General features: G+C 68.8%; 17 protein-coding genes. 4 read left to right on the forward strand and 13 right to left on the reverse strand.

Features of this window, described 5'->3' with window-relative positions; translation table 11 throughout:
• Window positions 1-17: 17 nt before the first annotated feature.
• Window positions 18-1658: a hypothetical protein gene (locus G3M57_RS15510; protein WP_163231570.1), complete on the forward strand. Its 1641-nt coding sequence runs from the start codon at window positions 18-20 to the stop codon at window positions 1656-1658.
• On the opposite strand, the gene G3M57_RS15515 is transcribed toward G3M57_RS15510, so the two are convergent.
• Genes G3M57_RS15515 through G3M57_RS15530 form a run of 4 tightly spaced genes read right to left on the reverse strand, consistent with a single transcriptional unit; the run spans window position 1655 to window position 5718 of the window.
• Window positions 1655-2605 carry a helix-turn-helix domain-containing protein gene (locus G3M57_RS15515; RefSeq protein ID WP_163233749.1) on the reverse strand — a complete coding sequence of 317 codons (951 nt, stop codon included), beginning with the start codon at window positions 2603-2605 and terminating at the stop codon, window positions 1655-1657. The two genes, G3M57_RS15510 and G3M57_RS15515, sit on opposite strands and share 4 nt — an antisense overlap.
• Before the next feature lie 8 nt (window positions 2606-2613).
• Entirely contained in the window at window positions 2614-3690 is a 1077-nt protein-coding gene (locus tag G3M57_RS15520; protein ID WP_163231572.1) for an acetamidase/formamidase family protein, read from the reverse strand.
• Between the two features lie 13 nt (window positions 3691-3703).
• Window positions 3704-4492 (reverse strand): 4,5-DOPA-extradiol-dioxygenase, encoded by a 789-nt coding sequence (gene ygiD / locus G3M57_RS15525; RefSeq protein ID WP_163231573.1) that lies wholly within the window; start codon window positions 4490-4492, stop codon window positions 3704-3706.
• Window positions 4489-5718, reverse strand: coding sequence for an aromatic ring-hydroxylating oxygenase subunit alpha (locus G3M57_RS15530; RefSeq protein WP_188916194.1), 1230 nt, complete (start codon window positions 5716-5718; stop codon window positions 4489-4491). The genes ygiD and G3M57_RS15530 overlap by 4 nt, the downstream gene beginning before the upstream one ends.
• A 275-nt stretch (window positions 5719-5993) precedes the next feature.
• Here G3M57_RS15530 and G3M57_RS15535 point away from each other — a divergent pair, with 275 nt between their 5' ends.
• The 3 genes from G3M57_RS15535 (at window position 5994) to G3M57_RS15545 (ending at window position 8411) form a co-directional block, all read left to right on the forward strand.
• On the forward strand, window positions 5994-6848 hold the full coding sequence (locus G3M57_RS15535) for a TauD/TfdA dioxygenase family protein (RefSeq protein WP_163233751.1): 855 nt from the start codon (window positions 5994-5996) through the stop codon (window positions 6846-6848).
• A gap of 128 nt (window positions 6849-6976) precedes the next feature.
• Entirely contained in the window at window positions 6977-7798 is an 822-nt protein-coding gene (locus G3M57_RS15540; RefSeq protein ID WP_163231575.1) for an oxidoreductase, read from the forward strand.
• A 127-nt stretch (window positions 7799-7925) separates the two neighbouring features.
• Window positions 7926-8411, forward strand: a complete 486-nt coding sequence (locus tag G3M57_RS15545; protein WP_163231578.1) for a VOC family protein — start codon at window positions 7926-7928, stop codon at window positions 8409-8411.
• A gap of 6 nt (window positions 8412-8417) precedes the next feature.
• Here G3M57_RS15545 and G3M57_RS15550 read toward each other — a convergent pair whose 3' ends face one another.
• The 9 genes from G3M57_RS15550 to G3M57_RS15590 all read right to left on the reverse strand — a co-directional run bounded on the left by G3M57_RS15550 (window position 8418) and on the right by G3M57_RS15590 (window position 18466).
• Complete coding sequence (locus tag G3M57_RS15550) at window positions 8418-9602, reverse strand: M23 family metallopeptidase (RefSeq protein ID WP_163231580.1); 1185 nt, start codon at window positions 9600-9602, stop codon at window positions 8418-8420.
• A gap of 214 nt (window positions 9603-9816) precedes the next feature.
• Window positions 9817-10629 carry a TauD/TfdA dioxygenase family protein gene (locus G3M57_RS15555; RefSeq protein WP_056755338.1) on the reverse strand — a complete coding sequence of 271 codons (813 nt, stop codon included), beginning with the start codon at window positions 10627-10629 and terminating at the stop codon, window positions 9817-9819.
• A 15-nt stretch (window positions 10630-10644) separates the two neighbouring features.
• Window positions 10645-11139 (reverse strand): flavin reductase family protein, encoded by a 495-nt coding sequence (locus G3M57_RS15560; protein WP_056755335.1) that lies wholly within the window; start codon window positions 11137-11139, stop codon window positions 10645-10647.
• Window positions 11136-12524 carry a zinc-binding metallopeptidase family protein gene (locus G3M57_RS15565; RefSeq protein ID WP_163231582.1) on the reverse strand — a complete coding sequence of 463 codons (1389 nt, stop codon included), beginning with the start codon at window positions 12522-12524 and terminating at the stop codon, window positions 11136-11138. Before G3M57_RS15565 ends, G3M57_RS15560 begins: the two co-directional genes overlap by 4 nt.
• Window positions 12525-12526: 2 nt before the next feature.
• Window positions 12527-13165 (reverse strand): cysteine hydrolase family protein, encoded by a 639-nt coding sequence (locus G3M57_RS15570; protein WP_163231584.1) that lies wholly within the window; start codon window positions 13163-13165, stop codon window positions 12527-12529.
• Window positions 13162-14226, reverse strand: coding sequence for an LLM class flavin-dependent oxidoreductase (locus G3M57_RS15575; RefSeq protein WP_163231586.1), 1065 nt, complete (start codon window positions 14224-14226; stop codon window positions 13162-13164). Before G3M57_RS15575 ends, G3M57_RS15570 begins: the two co-directional genes overlap by 4 nt.
• A gap of 12 nt (window positions 14227-14238) precedes the next feature.
• Window positions 14239-15537 carry an MFS transporter gene (locus tag G3M57_RS15580; RefSeq protein WP_163231588.1) on the reverse strand — a complete coding sequence of 433 codons (1299 nt, stop codon included), beginning with the start codon at window positions 15535-15537 and terminating at the stop codon, window positions 14239-14241.
• Between the two features lie 74 nt (window positions 15538-15611).
• Complete coding sequence (locus tag G3M57_RS15585) at window positions 15612-18074, reverse strand: TonB-dependent siderophore receptor (RefSeq protein WP_163231590.1); 2463 nt, start codon at window positions 18072-18074, stop codon at window positions 15612-15614.
• 239 nt (window positions 18075-18313) lie between these two features.
• Window positions 18314-18466 carry a hypothetical protein gene (locus G3M57_RS15590; protein WP_163231591.1) on the reverse strand — a complete coding sequence of 51 codons (153 nt, stop codon included), beginning with the start codon at window positions 18464-18466 and terminating at the stop codon, window positions 18314-18316.
• Window positions 18467-18567 lie beyond the last annotated feature (101 nt).

Below are 18567 nucleotides of genomic sequence, written 5' to 3' on the forward strand. Positions count from 1 at the left end.
CCGGGGGTTCGTCCGTCTTGCTCGTCTTCACGCCCACGGTTCGTGGATCCGGCGGGTTCACGGGCGCCTTCGCCAGCCCGGATGGCGCTATCCTGGCGATCGCCAGCGCCTTTCCGCTCCTGACCAACCCGCCCGCCCGCGCCGCCTATGGCGGACAATGGCTGCGATATCGCCTCGCGCTCCACCGGCGCGGCGAACCGGCGCCGTTCGCGGCGTTCGACGACCTGTCGCTGCCGATCACCGCCGTCGCCTTCCATCCCACCGACCCGGTTATCGGCATCGGGGCCGGCAGCTATGACGGCGGTTGGATGTTCGAGGGCGACCTGGTCTTCTGGGACTGGACCGCCGACCGCGCCTGGCGGCCCTTGACGCACACACCCGAGGTCGCGCGCTGCGCCTTCGACGCCAGCGGCGAACGGCTGGAGGTGATGGTCAGGCCCTGGGACGAGGAATGGGGCTGGGACGAGAATCCCACCGATCCCTTCGAACGCTTCTACCCGCTGGTCGTCGACTATCGCCCGGCCGACCACGGTACGGCGTCAGAAGCGCGCATCGGCCCGCTGACCGGCGTCGTCATCGCCCATCTGGACCTCGCCGAGGCCGCCGGCCGGATCGCGGACGACCAGCAGCTCGCCGACTGGTTCGCCGTGGCTTCGCCGGTCCGACGCGGCGCGATCTGGGACGTCGCCTGGCTGGATGACGGTCGCCTGGCGGCGGTGCACGACGACTGCCAGCTCGAAGTCCACGACCTCGCGCGCGGCGAGGTGCGGCGCTACGACGGCGAAGATTCAGGTGTGGCCATCCTCCGGGCCTCGCCGCCGATCATCCATGTCACGCCCTCCGGCCATGCGCGCGGCAACGCCCAGGCGCGGCTGATGGTCTTCGCGGACGACGCCCTGAGAGAGTGGCGCCGGTTCGATGGAATCTACGCCTTCTCGGCATCGACACGCGGGCAGGTGCTGGGACGGCTGGACCGGCGCTCCGAACCCGGCGCCCAGCGCGACCTGCTCCTCGATACGGTCACGGGCGACGTCCGCGAGATCGACCTGGGACACTACGACGTCTTCAACCACTATCTGGGCGTCGACGGCGCCCCGGACCTCTATTTCCTCCAGGGCGCGCCCCCATCGTCACACGAGCACAAGCGGATGTGCCGCCTTCGACCGGATAGCGAGGTGGAGCGCCTGTGGCCGCTGCTGCGGGCGGACGGCGGTCCGGCCAGCCATGCGATGGAATGCCTGGGTCACGCCGTCGAGGACGGTTTGGGCGCGGGCCTGATCGTCGCCGGTCGCCACTACGACCCCAACCCGTCTCAGGCGGCCCAGGGCTTCATCTATCGCAAGCCGCTGGACGCGGACCGCGAGATCTGGCGCCACGCGACCGCCGGCTCGGCCAGCGCGATCGCCCACCTGCCCGAGCTGGGCCTGGTGGCGGCCGCGTTCCTCGACGGCGCGCTGACCCTATTCGACGCGGCGACCGGCGCGATCCGGGCGACAGGCGCCGCGACGATCGACGGCTTTCCCACGGTGATCTTCGCGATGGATGCGAGGCGCGACGCCTTGGCGGTGGGGACCGTCGACGGCCGGATCGCCGTGTTGTCGGCCAGGGCGCTGATCCAGGACCACGCTGCGGGCGGGCCGATCGACCTCTCCAGCTAGGCCGCCGCGCCCTGCCGGAACTCCCGGGGCGACATCCCGTACTGGTCGCGGAACGCCCGGCTGAAGTGGGCCGAACCGTTGAAGCCCCAGCGGAAGCAGATCTCGGAGATCGACAGCCGCGCGTGCTGCGGGCTGGCCAGGTCGGTGCGGCAGCGCTCCAGCCGGCGGGTGCGCAGGTAGTGGCTGAAGGTCTCGTCGGCGCTGGCGAACAGCTTCTGGACGTAGCGCGGCGAGACCCCCTCCTCGTCGGCCACCCGGCGCAGCGACAGGTCGGGATCGGGCAGCAGGGTCTCGATGGTCTGGCACAGGCGCTGGAGGTGGGCGGTGGGCGCGCCGGCGTTGGCGCCCAGCACGTCGGTGGCCGTCCCGCCCTCGGCCAGGCAGATGGCCAGGAACTCGGTCAGGGCCAGCTCGACGGGTCGCAGCTGGTCGACGGTCAGGTCCTCAAGCCCCTCGGCCGTGGCCCGCAGCAGGCCCGACAGGATGTGGGTCACCCCGGTCGCCGCCTGCAGTCGTCCCACCCGCAGGCTGACCGGGGTGATCAGGCGGTGGTCGAGGGCCACGCGGGGCGCACGGACGAACATCAGCCGGCAGCGGGTCTCCAGCCGCAGGGCCGCGGCTTGGCCGGTCGGGCCGTAGGCGATGTCGCCGGGGACCAGCGCCTCGGCCAGGTCGTCGGTGACCAGGGTGGCCGCGCCGCCCAGCAGCACCGCCAGCCAGACAGCCGCCGGTTGGCCGCTGAGGCGTCCGGAGATCGCTTGGGCCCCCGCCTCGACCAGGGCGAACTCGATGCCCAGCGGTGAAGCCAGACAGACCACCGAGGCGCTGGCCGGCTCGGCGTCGGACAGGCCCTCGACCGGCAGGCCCAGCCGGTTCATCGCCTCGCGCCAGGCCTGCGCCCTGTCGGAACGTGGATGGCTGTCGGTGCTGAACGACCAGGCCTTCATGGCGCCCACTAGCCCTTCATCTGGGGAAAGATGTCGCGCGGGATGCGCACGTGGCAGCCCTGCTTGCCGTCCACCACCTGGGTGACGCCGAAGTCGCTGGCCACGCTCATCAGCGAATAGGCGTCGTTCCGCGACAGGCCGACATGGTCGGACAGCAGGGTCAGCATGTTCAGCGAGGCGTCCTTCATGGCCACGTTAAGATCCTCGTGGAAGCCATGGACGATCCACCACTTCGGCGTCTCAAGCAAAGGTCCGGGCGCGACGAAGTCCTTGCGCAGCACGATCTGCATCAGCACGTTCAGCGAGCTCTCGATGGCCGTGCCGGAGATCTCGCCGTCGCCCTGGCTGACGTGCGGATCGCCGATCGAGAACAGGCCGCCCTCGACCTGGACGGGGTAGTACATCGTCGCCCCCGCCCCGATCCGCCAGTTGTCGATATTGCCGCCGTGGGCGCCGGGCGGGATGGTGCTGACCCGGCCGTCGACGGCGGGCGCCACCCCGGCCGTGCCCAGATGCGGCCGCGCCGCCATCCGCACGCCGTTCAGGGCCGGCTGGCGGTCGCATTCGGGGCAGTTGGTGATCGTCCCCGGGATCAGGTACTTGCCCGGAAAGTCGTAGGCGTAGAGGGCGCTGGCGGTGTTGGTGTTCTGATCCAGTTCGTAGATCGTCACCCGCTCCTTCTCGCCGAACTCCTTGTAGAGATAGCCCCAGTTGGCGGCGAGGTTGGAGCCGTAGTTGTTGCGCGGGACCATGCGCAGGTAGCGCACCTCCAGCACGTCGCCGGGCTTGGCGTCCTCGACATGGATCGGACCGGTCATGATGTGGACGCCGGGATTGCGGTCGTTCTCGGGGATCTCGGTGAAGATGCGGGTGACCGCCTCGTCCATCATCAGCTCGGGCGCGTCGCCGGCGTGGTGGGTGATGGCCTCGGCGCTGACCAGGTCGCCGCTCTTGATGCGCAGGGCCGGCCTGATTGACGGGTCGAAATAGCCCCAGTGCACGGTGGCCGGCGTGGCGTTCAGGGTGTGCAGGGCGGTGGGCAGGACGTCGGGACGGGTCTGGCCGGGTTCGCAGATGAAGGGCATCGGTCTTCGATCCTCAGGCGGCCGAGAGCGTGACCGAGGTCATGCTCAGCGAGCCGTGCTCGATATGGTCGGGGGCGAAGCTGGCCACGTCGCCGGGCAGGCGCGCGCCCAGCACGTAGAGCAGCGGCCAGTAGTGGTCCGGCGTCGGAACCGAACGGGCGGCGTCCTGGCCTAGCGCGGCGAAGTTCACCGCCCGTTCGGGCGCGTCGTCGTCGATCGCCTGCTTGATGTGGTCGTTGAACCGCTGCGACCAGTCGTAGGGCGCGCAATGGCGCTCGCCCCAGTTCATGGCCGGCAGGTTGTGGACGATGTTGCCGGTGCCGACGATCAGCACCCCTTCGGCACGAAGAGGCGCAAGCCGCTTGGCCAGCTCGAAGTGCCACTCGGGCGGCTTGCCGGCGTCCATGCTGAGCTGCACCACCGGCACGTCCGCGTCCGGATAGACCTTGCTCAGTACCGACCAGGTCCCGTGGTCCAGGCCCCAGCCCTGCTGGTCCAGCGCCACCGGCTGCGGCGCCAGCAGGTCCCTGACCCGCGCGGCCAGTTCAGGCGAGCCGGGAGCCGGATACTGCATGTCGAACAAGGCCTTGGGGAACGAAGCTCCGAAGTCGTGGATGGTGCGCGGGGCGGTCATGGCGGTGACGGCGACCCCCTGGGTCAGCCAGTGGGCCGAGACGCACAGGATGGCCCTGGGCTTGCCGATCGCCGCGCCCATGGCCCTCCAGGTCTTGGTGGTGTCGTTGGTCTCCAGCGCGATCATCGGGCTGCCGTGACCGAAGAAGACGACGGGCATGCGGCTCATGCGGCGACCTCCGGCTGGCTCGCGGAGGTCTTCATCGCCGCCCAGGCCTTCTGGTAGCGGGGCGTGAGCCAGCGGTTGAACTGCACCTGCGCGCCCTCCTGCCAGGAGTAGCGCCCCCGCACCGCGAACCGCGAGCGCAGGCCCACCTGGACCAGTTCGTCGACATGCATGTCCTGGGCGATGATTTTGCCCGCCGAGGTCATGATCATCTCCAGCCGCTCCTCGAAGCCCGGCGTCTCGGTGGCCCCAGGCGCGACCAGCAGGCCGGTGTCCTGCTCCATGGTCTCCGGGCCGGTCGGCCGCAGGATCAGGTAGATGACCATGTCGCTGGTCATCACCAGCGACAGGGTCGGCGGGATGTTGGCGAAGGTGGCGCGGTTGCGGTCCTCGTCGGTCAGCCCGGGGAAGATCGGCAGGACCGCCTTCTGGGTCGGGTTGAAGCTGACGTCCGGATGGGTCGTGCCGTTGTAGCGCAGGAAGCCGGCGTCGCCCTCGGCGGCCTCTGGGAAGCTGCACAGCTCGCTGGGGATGAAGTCGTGCAACGGGCCGCGGTGCAGCTTGTTGGCGTGGTAGCCGTCGTTGTTGTTCTCGAACATCACCTTCCAGTTCCAGGCGAACTGGCCCGTCATCGGCGGGCTCAGGCCCTCGGCGTTGGCCAGGTCATAGCTGGCGATGGCGTCCTCGACCGCCTTCAGGCGCGGGGCCAGCGGCGGCGCCTCGGCGTCGAAATTGATGAAGATGAAGCCCAGCCAGACCTCGACCTTGAAGGCCGGCAACCGGACGGCCCTCTTGTCGAAGTCGCAGGCCCGCTCCATAGCCGGGGCGTTCACCAGGTCGCCGTTCAGCGAATAGACCCAGTGGTGGTAGGGGCAGACGAAGCCGCGGGTGTTACCCCGGCCCTCGGCCACCAGCATGGCGCGATGCTGGCACACCGCCGACATCGCCTTGATCTCGTCGGAGCGGTTCCTGGTGACGATGATCGGCTCGCCGATGATGGTGGTGGTGAAGTAGTCGCCCTGCTCCTTCACCCAGTCCACGCGGCCCACGCACAGCCATTCGTGGTTGAACAGCGCCTCCTTCTCGAAGGCGTAGAAGGCCGCGTCGGTGTAGCAGGCGGGCGGCAGGGTCTCGGCCGCGTCGACGTCGCGCATCGAGCGCGACAGGCCGTCGAAGAACGCGTCGTTCAGGTGAGAGCCTGGCAAATGGGATGCGGGCGTGGGGCCCATGGCGCATGCGCTCCTTCGAGAGATCGATACGAAGGCTAGGCGCGGCGCGCCCGTCGGTCTTGCACCAGCGCGCACGATAACTTGGCCGTCGCCCGATGCGCGGGCGGCGCCGCCGGGTTCTCGGGCGGAAATGAGCAAAAGACGCGCAAGGCGCGCGCATCGCCGACTTTGCGGTACGCGCACGGAAAGCGATCGGGCGCGCTGGGGAAAGACGCGCCTGACGACCATGCCTAGCCTCGGGTCCAGACAGCTTCCAGAGGACCACGCCCGTGGACATGACGCTCGCCGACGACCTGACGATCTCGGACCTGAAGCCCGGCTTCGGCGCACGGATCCACGACATCGACCTGCCGTCCGCCTCGGACGCCGAGCTCGACAAGGTGGTCGCCGCCTTCCACCGCCATGGGGCCGTGGTGGTGTCCGGCCAGACCATGGCGCCGGACGACCTGATGCGCTTCATCGCCCGGTTCGGCGAGCCCGAGGACCATACCCAGACCCGCTTCACCCTGCCCGGCTATCCGAAGATCTTCATCCTCAGCAACCGGGTGGTCGACGGCAAGCCGATCGGCGCCCACAACGACGGCGTGGGCTGGCACACCGACTACAGCTACAAGCCCGAGCCGGTGATGCTGACCATGCTCTACGCGGTCGAGGTCCCCGACGAGGGCTCCGACACCCTGCTGGCCGACGGCTGCGCCGCCTGGAACGCCCTGTCGCCGGAGAAGCAGGCGCAGTTGCTGCCGCTGAGCCTGCACCACAGCTACCGGCACTTCATGGCCACCCGTGAGTTCGGGGCGCAGGTCCTCTCGCCCGAGATGGCGGCGGCCAATCCCGACGTCGAGCACCCGCTGATCCGCACCCACCCCGCCGACGGCCGCAAGGCGCTGTGGCCCTCCACCGGCACGGTGACCGAGGTGATCGGCAAGCCCGGTCCCGAGGGCTTGGCCCTGATCGACGAACTGGTGGAATTCATGACTGGCGACGACTTCGTCTATCGCCACAAGTGGGCCAAGGGCGACCTTCTGATGTGGGACAACCGCTGCACCCTGCACACCGGCACGCTCTACGACGACACCAAGTACTTCCGGACCATGCACCGGCTATGGGTGAAGGGCGACAAGCCTTATTGATCGTGGTGCGAAATCCTCGTCCTTCGACAAGCTCAGGATGAGGATTTCGACTGAACCGCCGTTACATTCGCCCTCATGCTGAGCTTGTCGAAGGACAAGGGCGTCCCGCTGACCGACCGGAAGAGAAAATGACCCAGACCTGGCTGATCACCGGCGTCTCCGGCGGGCTCGGGCGCGAGATCGCCCTGGCGGCCATCGCGCGCGGCGACCTCGTGTTCGGCACGGTGCGCAAGGCCGAGGCCGCCGAAGCGTTTGAGCGGCTGGGCGGCCGCGCCCTGGTGCTGGACGTCACCGACGAGGCGGCCGTGCGCGCGGGCGTCGCCCAGGCCGAGGCGGCGGCGGGGCGGATCGACATCCTGGTCAACAACGCCGGCTACGGCCTGGTCGGGGCGGTGGAGGAGGCCTCGCTCGACGAGGTCCGCGCCCAGTTCGAGACCAACGTCATCGGCCCGCTGACCATGCTGAAGGCGGTGCTGCCGGCCATGCGCGCCCGCCGCGCCGGGCGGATCATCAACATCACCTCGGTCTCGGGCCTGGCGGTCTGGGCCGGCACCGGCGTCTACTGCGCCAGCAAATGGGCGCTGGAAGGCCTGACCCAGACCCTGGCCGCCGAGGTCGCCGAGCTGGGGATCAAGGTCACCAATGTCGCGCCCGGCGGCCTGCGCACCGCCTTCGCCGGCGGCTCCAAGGCCGTAGTGGCCGGCAAGATCGCCGACTATGACGGCCTGGCCCGCGACGCCGAGCGGATCATGGCCGACCACGCCGGCCACGAGCCCGGCGATCCGGCCAAGGCGGCCCAGGCTGTCCTCCAGATCGCCGATGCCGAGGCCCCGCCGATGCACCTGCTCCTGGGCCAAGACGCCCTCACCTACGCCGGCTACGCCGCCGCCAGCCTGAAGGCCGACATCGACACATGGAAGGACCTCTCCCTATCCGTCGGCTTCGATTGAGCCGCCAGACCCTCGTCCTTCGACAAGCTCAGGATGAGGGTCTGGACTGAACCGCCTTTGCATTCGCCCTCATCCTGAGCTTGTCGAAGGACGAGGGCGCTCCACAGACGCCGCCAAGGATTCTCAAATGACCAACACCCTGATCTTCGTCGACCTGGCCTCGGACGACCCCGACGCCGCCGGCCGGTTCTACGCGGAAGTGTTCGGCTGGGAAAACGACGCCCGGCCCAGGGGCGAGTACCACCGCATGGTGCCCGGCGGCTTCTTCAAGAAGAGCGACGGGACCGACAGCGAGATCGGCAACCTGCACCTGGGGATCTTCAAGGCCGCCAACGCCCGTCCCCATCCCGAGCCCGCCGGCGTCGAGCCGCGCGGTCTGAGCACCGACGGCCGCAAGCCGCGAATCTGGGTGCTGATCGGCGACGACGACAGCGCCGACCGGATCCTGGGCGCGGCCGCCGGGCTGGGCGCGGAGCTGCTGTGGCGCGACCACTACTGGGCCGAGTTCAACGGCTACAACCACGCTTTCCGCGACCCGTGGGGCAACGAGATCGTGCTGTGGGGCAAGGCGGGGGCCAGCCCGGAGATCCCCGAAAGCTTCACGCGGGAATAGGCCGGCTCACCGGAACTCCAGCACGTCGCCATCCAGCGGCGTCTGGTCGCGCCGGGCCGACGGCGGGCCGGACGAGACCTTCGTCGTTTGGTCGAGGGCGTCGCTGACGGGCTCGCGGCCCAGATAGTCGAAGCGGTCGATCACGAACGGTAGGCCCTCGGACTCCTCGAAGGTCGGCGCGTCGGTGACCTGGAAATGCAGGTGGGGCGCGTTGGCGGCGCCCGACTGGCCAAGGAGCCCGATCACCGCGCCGCGCTTGACCCGGTCGCCGGCCTTGACCGTCAGGCTGCCGGGTCGGAGGTGGGCGTAGGACACGAAGACCTTGGGCGCGATCTCCAGCACCACGAAATTGCCCATCAGCGAGCGGGTGGTCAGCTCGCTGGGCGAAGGCGGGCTGGTCATCGGCCTGTTGTCGGGGCTGCCGTCGCGGGCGTCGCGCACCACGCCGTCGGCCACGGCCAGCACCGGCGCGCCATAGCCCGCCCAGTCGGCGTTCGTCGACTCGGTCAGCTTGTCGAGCGCGGCGCGCACGGCGTGCCCCGCCCCGTCCAGCCCGAAGAAGTCGACGGCGTAGCGCTGCGGGATGGTCACCCGGCCATTGGCGACCGGGCTTCCCCAATGGTGGGACAGGTGATTGCCCGGGCCCTCATGGGCCAGCCACCGCCCGGTGCCCAACGGCGGGCCGATGACGATCGGCGGTGTCGTGTCGACGGCGGTGAGGACGCCATCGACCTGCTGCTCCGGGCCGGCCGGGGGTCGGAACTCCAGCTGATGGCGCAGCACCTTGGGCGGCCTGGCGCCGGCCGGCAGGTCGAGCCACAGGAACAGCACCACTCGCCCGCCGCCCTCCACCGGCACGCCGTCCCGCGCCACGTCGGCCGGATGGGCCAGCAGGTCGTTGACCTGGGCGTCGATGAAGCTGGTCAGCGGCGCGGCGTCGTCGTCGGCATAGACGCTCACCCGCCGGAGGATCAGCGTGCCGGTGTCCTTGTAGAAGTTAGTGACATGCAGCTCGTAGGCCAGGTGGGTCGCTCCGTCGGTGGCGACCGTCGGTCGAGGCGGTTGCGGAACCCTGACCTCGACCGGCGCCTGGGCGAAGGCCGGAACGGGCGGAGCGACCGTGGCTTGGGCTTGAGCTCCGGCCAGCCAGGCGACCAGCGCCAAGCCAGGGAGGTATCGACGCGACTTCACCAGGACGGCCTCCCACGCTCCGCCTGTTTGAGAACGCCCCGCCCTTCCCTGTCAAACATCAAACGTCTGGTCGGGCTTGGAAGGGTCGATCTTCAAGGTCGTGCGTGGTCCTCGTCCTTCGACAGGCTCAGGATGAGGACCCTTTACCGACCCGGCAGTAGAAACCTCATCCTGAGCCTGTCGAAGGACGAGGTTTCGGCCCCAAAGCTATGTCCTAGAACGGCCGGTCGCCCGCCACCGTCACGCGGTAGCCCGTGCGGGTGTCGGGGAAATAGTCCCAGATCGCCTGATGCCAGGTGCAGCGGTTGTCCCAGAAGGCCACCGAGTTCTTCTTCCAGCGGAAGCGCACCTGGAAGTCCGGATTGGAGGCGTGCTGGTAGAGATAGCTGAGGATGGCGTTGCTCTCGGCCTTGGATACGCCGGCGACATGGGTCGTGTAGGACGGGTTGACGAACAGGCTCTTCCTGCCGCTGACCGGATGGGTGCGGACGATGGGGTGGGTCGAGCAATTGTACTTGCGGTCGAGGTCCGGGAAGATCGCCTTGTAGACCGGATTGGCGTCGTGCACCGCCGACAGGCCCTCCAGATAGGCCTTCATCCTGTCCGACAGGGTCTCGTAGGCCGCGTACATGCTGGCGAAGCAGGTGTCGCCGCCGTCGTCGGGCAGGACCTTCATGTAGAGGATGCTGCCCAGGGGCGGTTCGGGGTCGCAGGTCAGGTCCGAGTGCCAGTTCTCGCCGGCCACGAACTTGGAGTTGGCGTCGGCGTGGATGGCGACGATCTCCGGGTGCTCGGGCAGGCCCGGGACGCCGGAATGGATCGCCAGGTTCCCGAACTTGCGACCCAGGTCCTTGTGGGCGTCGTGGTCCATCTGCTGGTCGCGGAAGAAGATCACCTGATGTTGGGTCAGGGCCCGGTGGATCTCCTCGAACTGGCGGTTGCTCAGCGGCTTGCCCAGGTCGACGCCGAAGATCTCCGCGCCAATCCGGCGGGTCATCGGCCTCACATCGAGCACGTCATAGGCCATGTGGCGCAACTCCAACTAAATGGTCAGGAAACCGCCGCGCACATAGACGAGCGGGGCCTTGGCTTCGTCGACCACGACGCGCAGGACGCGGCCGACCAAGATCTCGTGATCGCCGCCGTCGTGGGCGGCGTGCAGCTCGCATTCGACCGCCGCGACGGCGCCGGAGAGCAGCGGCGCGCCGCAAACCCCGGCCTTGACGGCCGTCAGGGCGAAGCGGTCGTCCGCCCCGCTTCGGGCAAAGCGATGGGCCAGGTCGCCCTGGTCGCTGGCCAGGATGTTGACGCAGAACGTCCTGGCCTGGCCCAGCGCCGCCAAGGTGCGGCTGTCGCGCTTGAGGCAGACCATGACCAGCGGCGGGTCCATCGACACTGAGCTGAAGGCGCTCACGGTCGTTCCCACCAGCCGGCCGTCATGACAGACGGTGACCACCGTCACCCCCGCCGCGAAGCTGCCCATGGCCTTGCGGAAGTCGTGCGGCTCGGGGGCCATGTCCCTGGCGACGGCGCTCATCCTTCGGGCCCGAACGGGTTGTCGGGATAGACCGCCGAGGCCGGGCGTTTCCCGCTGTCCTCGGGACTGGCCCGGCCACAGACCGCCAGGGCGGTCAGGGCGTAGACCAGGGCGCTGTCGACCAGGTCCTGCGGGGTCGGCCGCCAGCGCTTGAAGCCAGTGGTGATGGCTGGGATGCGGTGCATGTTGAACACGTTGTGGTCGCGCCACATGCTGGAATAGACCGGATTGGCCAGGGCCACCGGATGGCCCAGGCTCAGCCGGGTGGCGTCGTCGACGGCGGCGACCAGCGGGGCCACCTCGCGGGCGTCGGCCTCGAAGCCGTGGCGCACCACCACCGGCTCGATGTCGATGCGGCCCAGGCCGTTGTCGCGGACCATGGCCTCCAGCGCGTGCTGGACGTCGGCCACCCGCTGCTTTGGCGTCAGGCCCACCTCGAGATAGAGGTTCACCAGCTCGGTGCCGGCCCCGAAGGCGAACGGGATACCGCCCCGGATCGAGGCGATCTGCGACTTGGGCTGGGCCACGCCGCCAGGACTGTCGTAGCGACTGGCCTTCTCGTACGCCCCGCTCCAGGCGTGGATGGCCTCGGTCAGCTTGCCGATCTTGTAGATCGGGTTGGGGTGCTGGGCCGCCGTCTCCGGATGCTCCAGCAGCGGGGTGAACACCCCCTCCCCCCACACCTGGAAGCGGAACACCGCGTAGCCGCAGCCCACCCAGGTCAGGCCGAAGTCGCAGCCTTCGGCGGCGATGGCGTAGTCGGGGGCCACGCCGCCGTGGTGGAACAGGTAGTGGGCGCCGATGTCCTTGCCCATGTAGGCGACGCCGCGATGCTCCTCGATCGGCTCGGGGCCGATCTCGCCGGGACAGGCGGTCAGGTACATCTTGCCGGCCAGTTCGTAGCCGGCGGTCTTCAGCGCCTTGGCGGCGATCAGAAAGCAGCTCATCGGGCCGCGATCATTGGCGATCGGGTAGCCGTACAGCTTGCCGTCCTCCAGCCAGCACTTTTCCCATTCCGGATTGGCCAGGGTCTCGGGCGCGTACTTGTAGGCGTCGAGATCGGGGTTCCAGGTCGGCGCCTCGGTGTCGAGGTGGGCGGTGAACAGCAGGTTCTTGCCCACCCCCTTGCCGCCATGCGTGCCGATGATGTTCGGACGTTCCGGCGTCGCCCCGACCTTGCGCGGCGAGAAGCCCTCGCGCGCCATCCAGTCGTGGACGTAGGTGGCGACCTCCAGCTCCTTGCCCGAGGGCGCGGGGATGTTGCCCAGGGTCAGGGCCAGTTCGACCAGCTCGTCCTGGCTGATCGCCGCGGCGATGGCGGCGCGGTCCTCGTCGGTGACCTGGTAGGGCGCGGCGGCGCCCAGCGGCGGAAATCCGTCGGCCATGCTCAGGCGGCCCCTTTCCAGGCGTCGGCGATCGCGGCCGTGTCGGTCAGGATCGCGCTGTTCAGTTCCATCACCTTCAGCGACGCCTCGTGGAGGTCGACCTCGTAGGCGGCGCAGGCGTCGGCGGCGACGAACACGTGGTAGTCTAGGTCGAAGGCGTCGCGGACGGTGCTGTCGACGCAGCACTCGGTGGTCAGGCCCGCCACCACCAGGGTGTCGACGCCCATGGCCCGCAGGCGCTGGTCGAGGTCGGTGCCGACGAAGCCGCTGTAGCGGGTCTTGCGCACCACTTGTTCGCCTGACACCGGCTGGGGCCCGTAGAACTCGGATCCGGCCTGGCCGGCGCGGCACAGGGCGGCGTCGACGTCCGGGTTTCCCCCGCGCCGGCGCAGGCGCTCGTTCCAGGCGGCGGAGTCGGTCTCGGGCATGGTCCACAGGCCGACGAACACCACGGGCGTCCCGGCCGCGCGGGCGTCGGCGACCAGCTTTTCCGCGGCCGCCAGGGCGGGCTTGACCACGCCCATGTCGATGAACGCGCCCAGCACCCCGTCCGGCGAGGCGAAATCGACCTGCATGTCGACCACCAGCACCGCCGTGCGGTTTGGCGCGATCCAGGCGGCCAGATCGTCGGTCCCGCTCACGAATAGACCGCCCGCAGGCCCGGCAGGATGTCGGCCCCGAACATGGTCAGGCCCTCCACATAGTCCGGGAAGATCAGCATCAGCCCGTCCAGCTCGCAGTAGGTGACGAATTCCTCGATCTGGGCGGCGCAGCTTGGCGGAGAACCCACGACGGTATGGGTCATGAAGGCCCCCTGCTGCCTTGCCACCGTGTCCAGCTTCTCGGCCGGCACGCCCCAGCTGGCCAGCATGGCCAGGATCGCGCCCATGTCGGCGCCGTCCTTGTAGTGCTCGACCATGGCCGCGGCCTTGGCGTCGGTGTCGCCGTGGACGACCGTGCACATGGCGTAGGTCTTGATGGTCTTGCCCATCGCTTCGGCGGTCGTCTTGGCCCGCAGCGAGGCGTCGCGGCGCTCGTCGGGCGTGCGGCCGCCGATGAAGCAGGCGTCGGCCTCGCGCACCGAGAACTGGAAGCCGCGGTCGGACATGCCGGCGCAGACGATCTCGGGACGCGGCTTGGCCAATGGCTTGGGCTTGGACTGGCAGTCCTTCATCGTGAAGAACTTGCCGGCGAAGTCGACGCTGTCCTCGGCCCACAGGCGCTTGACGACGGTGGTCCATTCCTCGGTCAGGGCGTAGCGGTCGTCGTGGGACAGGCTGTCGTCCCACGCCCCCATCTGGTCGAACTCGCCCTTGTAGGCGCCGGCCACGATGTTCAGCCCCGCCCGGCCGCCGCTGATGTGGTCGAGCGTGGCGATCATCTTGGCGGCCACCGCCGGGTTCTGCAGCAGCGGGTGGATGGTGGCCCAGATCCGCACGTTCTTGGTGGCCTCGGCGATGCCGGCCATCATGGTCACCGACTCCAGGGCCGTGCCCCAGTGGTCGGTCTCGCCGCCGAAGCCGCGGAACTTGCCCATCGACATCACGAAGTCCATGCCGACCTGGTCGGCGGTGACCGCCGCGGCCCGGTTCTGCTGGTAGAGGCCGTCGAGGACCGGGGTGGTCTTGGAGATGATCCAGCCGCCGTTGGCGACCGGCAGGAAGACCCCGAAGTCCTTGTGCTTGGATGGACTATGGAACATGGCGGCTCCTCCTTACGCGGCGTCTTGAAGCATATCAGGGACCGGTTCGGCGACCGGCTCTTGTGCGATGGCTTTGCGCGGCGGCCGCATGAAACAGGCCGCCACGAAGATTACGCCGATAATGGCGGCGCACACCTGGAAGGTTGGCGTGAAGCTGCCCAGCCGGTCGCGCATCTCGCCGCCGACCACCGGGCCCAGGGCCGAGACCGCGCCCACCAGGCAGACCAGGGAGAAGATCTCCAGGTTGTTCTTGCGGCCATAGTAGTTGAGCAGAAGGATGCTGACGGCCAGCACGGTCAGGCCGAACCCGATGCCCACGCCCACGGCGAACAGCACCAGCAGCGGCCAGCTGGCGGCGTGGCCCAGGGCCACCAGGCCGACGGCCATCATCCCCTGGGCGCCGGCCAGCAGCCAGCGCGGGTCGACGCGGTCGCCCAGCAGGCCGCCGCCCATCCGGGCCGCCACCTGCATCAGGGATTCCAGGCTGATCGCCGCGATCGCCACGGCCGAGGCCACGTGAAGTTCGCTCAGATGGGTGGGCGCCAGGCTGACGGCGGTCACCCCGCCCAGCAGGTGGGCGAAATAGGCGGCCATGATCACCCAGAACTGCGGGGTGGCGACGGCTTCCTTCACCGTCCAGTCGACGGCGGTGCGATAGACCTTGGTGTTGGCGGGCGCGGCCTGGATGTCCTCGGCCAAGGCCTTGTCGGTCTGCACGGCGGCGGCTTCCAGCCAGGCGCGGCCGCCGACCAGGGCCGCGCACAGGGCGCCGACCACCACCGAGGCGGCGGCCTGGGCCCACCAGTAGGGCCGCCAGCCGCCATGGGCCGCGGCCATGCCCGTCACCACCATCCATGGACCGGCGACGCCGCCCAGCGAACCGATGGTGAAATAGATCCCGAACGGCAGGGCGCGCTTCTTGAACAGCATCGACAGCACGTGGGTGCCGGGGATCAGCGCCATCATCTGGTAGCCCGCGCCCAGCAACGCCGTGCCCAGCCAGTAGACCAGCAGCCCCGGCGACAGCGCCAGACAGGCGAAGCCCGCGACCATCACCGCCGAACCGGCCAGGATGGCGCCGCGCACCCCGATCTTACGGATCAGGATGGCGGGGAATTTCGACGACGCCCCGCAGAACGCGCCCAGCAGGGTGAACCCGAGAAAGCCGTGGAAGAAGCTCCAGCCGTTCTCCTTGATCATCGCCGGCAGCACCACGCCCAGCGACGAGAAGGTCGAGGCGGTGATCAGGAACAGCAGCAGGCTCAGCGCGCCGAGCAGCAGCCAGGACCTCCACGGGATCGTCGTCGACATGGGCCTTGGGCCTCCGTCCAAGCTGGATCCCGCGCCCCGCCCCATCCCTTGAGACGGGGGCGCGGGATGGGGAACTAGAACTTGCGCGACAGGGTCACGCGCCACTCGCGGCCCTTGCTGGGCAGCGCGCCGAGGTTGGCGTAACTGTCGGCGTCGGGCGTGAAGTAGAGCTTGTCGAACAGGTTATCGATGTTGGCCGTCACCGTGTACGGCCCGTATTCGTAATAGGCCGAGGCGTTGGCGACGGCGTAGGCCGGATAGGTCACGGCGTTCTGGACCGTGCCCGCGGTCTTGGTCACGTGGGTGACGCCCAGCGCGCCGCCCACCTTGCCCCAGTCGTGGTCGTCGCTGGTGTAGGCGCCGTACAGGCTGACCACCGATTTCGGGATCAGGGTGTAGTCGTAGTCGCCCGCCCGGCCCGGCAGGCCGCTGAACGCCCAGACCACATAGGTGCCGCCGAACGCCTGCGAGCCCGGGACGCCGGCGGTGTAGGCCGGGATGTACTGGAACGAGTTGTCCGGTCCCTTCACCGTGGTGTGTTGGCTGTTGCCCGAGAAGGTGAAGCTGAAGTTCTCGCTGGCCAGCCAGCGCACCTCCAGCTCCACGCCCTTGGCCCGGGTGCCGGTCGGCGTGCCCGTGATGCCGGTCAGCTGGGTGCGGTTCTGGCGATAGCCGGCCAGCGAGCCGACCAGCGTACCCTTCAGCCATTGGAACTTGACCCCGGCCTCGGCCAGGTCGCTGTTTGACAGCCAGGCGTCGCTGGCGTCGGCGACGAGGCTGGGCGCGACGTCGCCGGCCTGGCTCATCTCCAGCGCCGAGGCCTTGGCGTAGGTGATGTAGGGCATGACCCCGCCCGGCGCCTTGTAGGTGGCGCTGGTGGTGTAGGTGAACTTGTCCTTGCCCGCCTTCTGCTCGCCAGAGACCTGGTAGCTGAGCACGCCGGTGTCGTTCGACGTGACGTCGTAGTCGTCCCAGCGCCCGCCCAGCATCAGGTTCAGCTTCTCGCCGACCGTCACGTCGGTCATGAAGAACAGGCCCTTCTGGCTCCAGTCGGACCTGTTGTCGTTCTCCCAGGCCAGGCCCAGCACCCCGGGGCCGGTCTCGGTCGAGAACGGGCTGTCGATGATGTCGGTGGCCGTGGCGCCGAAGCTGATGTCGCGGCGGTCGAGCGCGATCACGCCGCTGTTGTAGCTCTCGCGCCGGCGGCCCGAGAAGTCGCGGTACGAGGCGCCGACGAACGACTTGGCCTTGACCGCGCCGTCCATGAATTCGTTGGCGAAGTCGTAGGTGACGCGGGCTTCCCAGACCGAGCTCTTGAACCAGGCCGGATAGCCGTAGGAGACGAAGCGCTTGTTCTCCTGGTCGTCGTAGAACAGCTGGGCCTTGATCGTGCTGTCGGGCGACAGGGCCTTGGCCAGGTCGAAATAGAGGGTGTTGGTGTTGGTCTTCGAGAAGTCGGCCGGGCTGATATAGACCGTGCGCGGCGACAGCTTCACCGTGCCGACGCCCGTGTCCAGGGTGTGGGCGGCGTCGGTGTTGTAGAAGCCGTAGTACGGGATGTAGAGCGGCTTGAACGCCGGGTCGTAATAGTAGGGATTGGCGCTGTTGCCGCTGATCTCGTTGAGGGTCATTCGGCCGTTGCCGTCGCTGTCGACCAGGCTGGTGTCGCGGCCGGTCGTGTAGGTCCGGTTGTCGATCAGGCCCTGGGTCAGGCGGTTCCAGCCGGGCGTCTGGACGTCGCCGTCCGAGTGGTACTTCATGCCGCCGAACGCCGTGGTCCAGCCATTGCCCAGGTCGAAGTCGGCCGAGACCTCGCCGGTCTGGCGGCGCGGATAGATCCCCTTGTAGAAGCTGTGGCTGTCCTCGACCTCGCCATAGGCGTAGACGCCGCCGGTCACCGGCCCCAGGTTCACCGGCAGGCCGATCTGGGCGGTGGCGTTCTTGCGGTTGTACGAGCCGTAGGTGGCGGTGACCTCGCCGGTCGGCTCGCTGAGATAGCCGCCCTCGTTCCGGCCCGACTTTGGGATGAAGTTGAGCATGCCGCCCACCTTGCCCGAGCCGTAGATCGGGGTCGGCGGGCCGCGCACGATCTGGATCTGGTCGGCCGCGCCGATCGGGGTGGAATAGGTGCCGCGGTTCTCGATGCGCTTGAAGCCGCGGAAGTAGTTCTCGGCCAGGGTGCCGCGGATGTTCAGCGCGCCGGGCACGCCGTAGAAGCTGGCGGTGTAGGTGCCCGGCGAGACGGCGGTCAGGCCGTCGATGGTCTCGATGCCGTAGCGCTGCAGAGTGGTGTCGCTGACGAAGCTGGCCGAGCGCGGGGTCTCCAGCAGCGGCTTGTCGAGGCCGAACACGGTGTTGTTGGGCTTGGTCTCCAGCAACCCCGCCTTGTCGCGCGCCTTGACCACGATCTCGTCGACCGCGGTCGGGGCGCCCGGATCCACCGCCGCATCGGCGGCGAAGGCGGGCGACGCGGCGACGGACAGAGCGAGCAGAACAGCGACGGAAGATCCCGCCATCAACAGCCGTTGGTTCGACATGACGTCCTCGTTCGAGGCCGTCGCGCCCATCACCCGCGGTGACTATCCCCAGGACGACGCCTCTTGAGGACCAGCATCACCCAGCCTCCGTCCCGCAACGGGATCGATCTCTGACATTTTGAAGGAAATGTCTCCAGCGCCCGGTTCTTGTTCAGGCGCCGCCCGCTTTCGCACGACGAAGGTCAAGAAACTTGATCCGCCGCGCACAAGGCGCCGCCAAACGCGCCAGGGCGCGACGCTCAGCGCGGGCTGGTGTCGACCCAGACGACGTCGCCCCGATCCCGGTCGTGGACCCAGGGCATGTGCCTGACGCCGTCCCAGCCGGCGGTGACCAGGCCGCAGGTGATGACGGTCAGGAAGGCAAGGCTGCGGAACGTGGCGAACGCGGACATTGGAAAGAGATCTCCTCGGCCGCGAGGATGCCGGGTCAGGATTGCCGGTTGGTTGACAGGCCGCGCGACCTGCCCGCACGCGCTCCCGGAGACGCCGGGCG

Source organism: Caulobacter rhizosphaerae, from assembly GCF_010977555.1.
Taxonomy (GTDB): Bacteria; Pseudomonadota; Alphaproteobacteria; order Caulobacterales; family Caulobacteraceae; genus Caulobacter; species Caulobacter rhizosphaerae.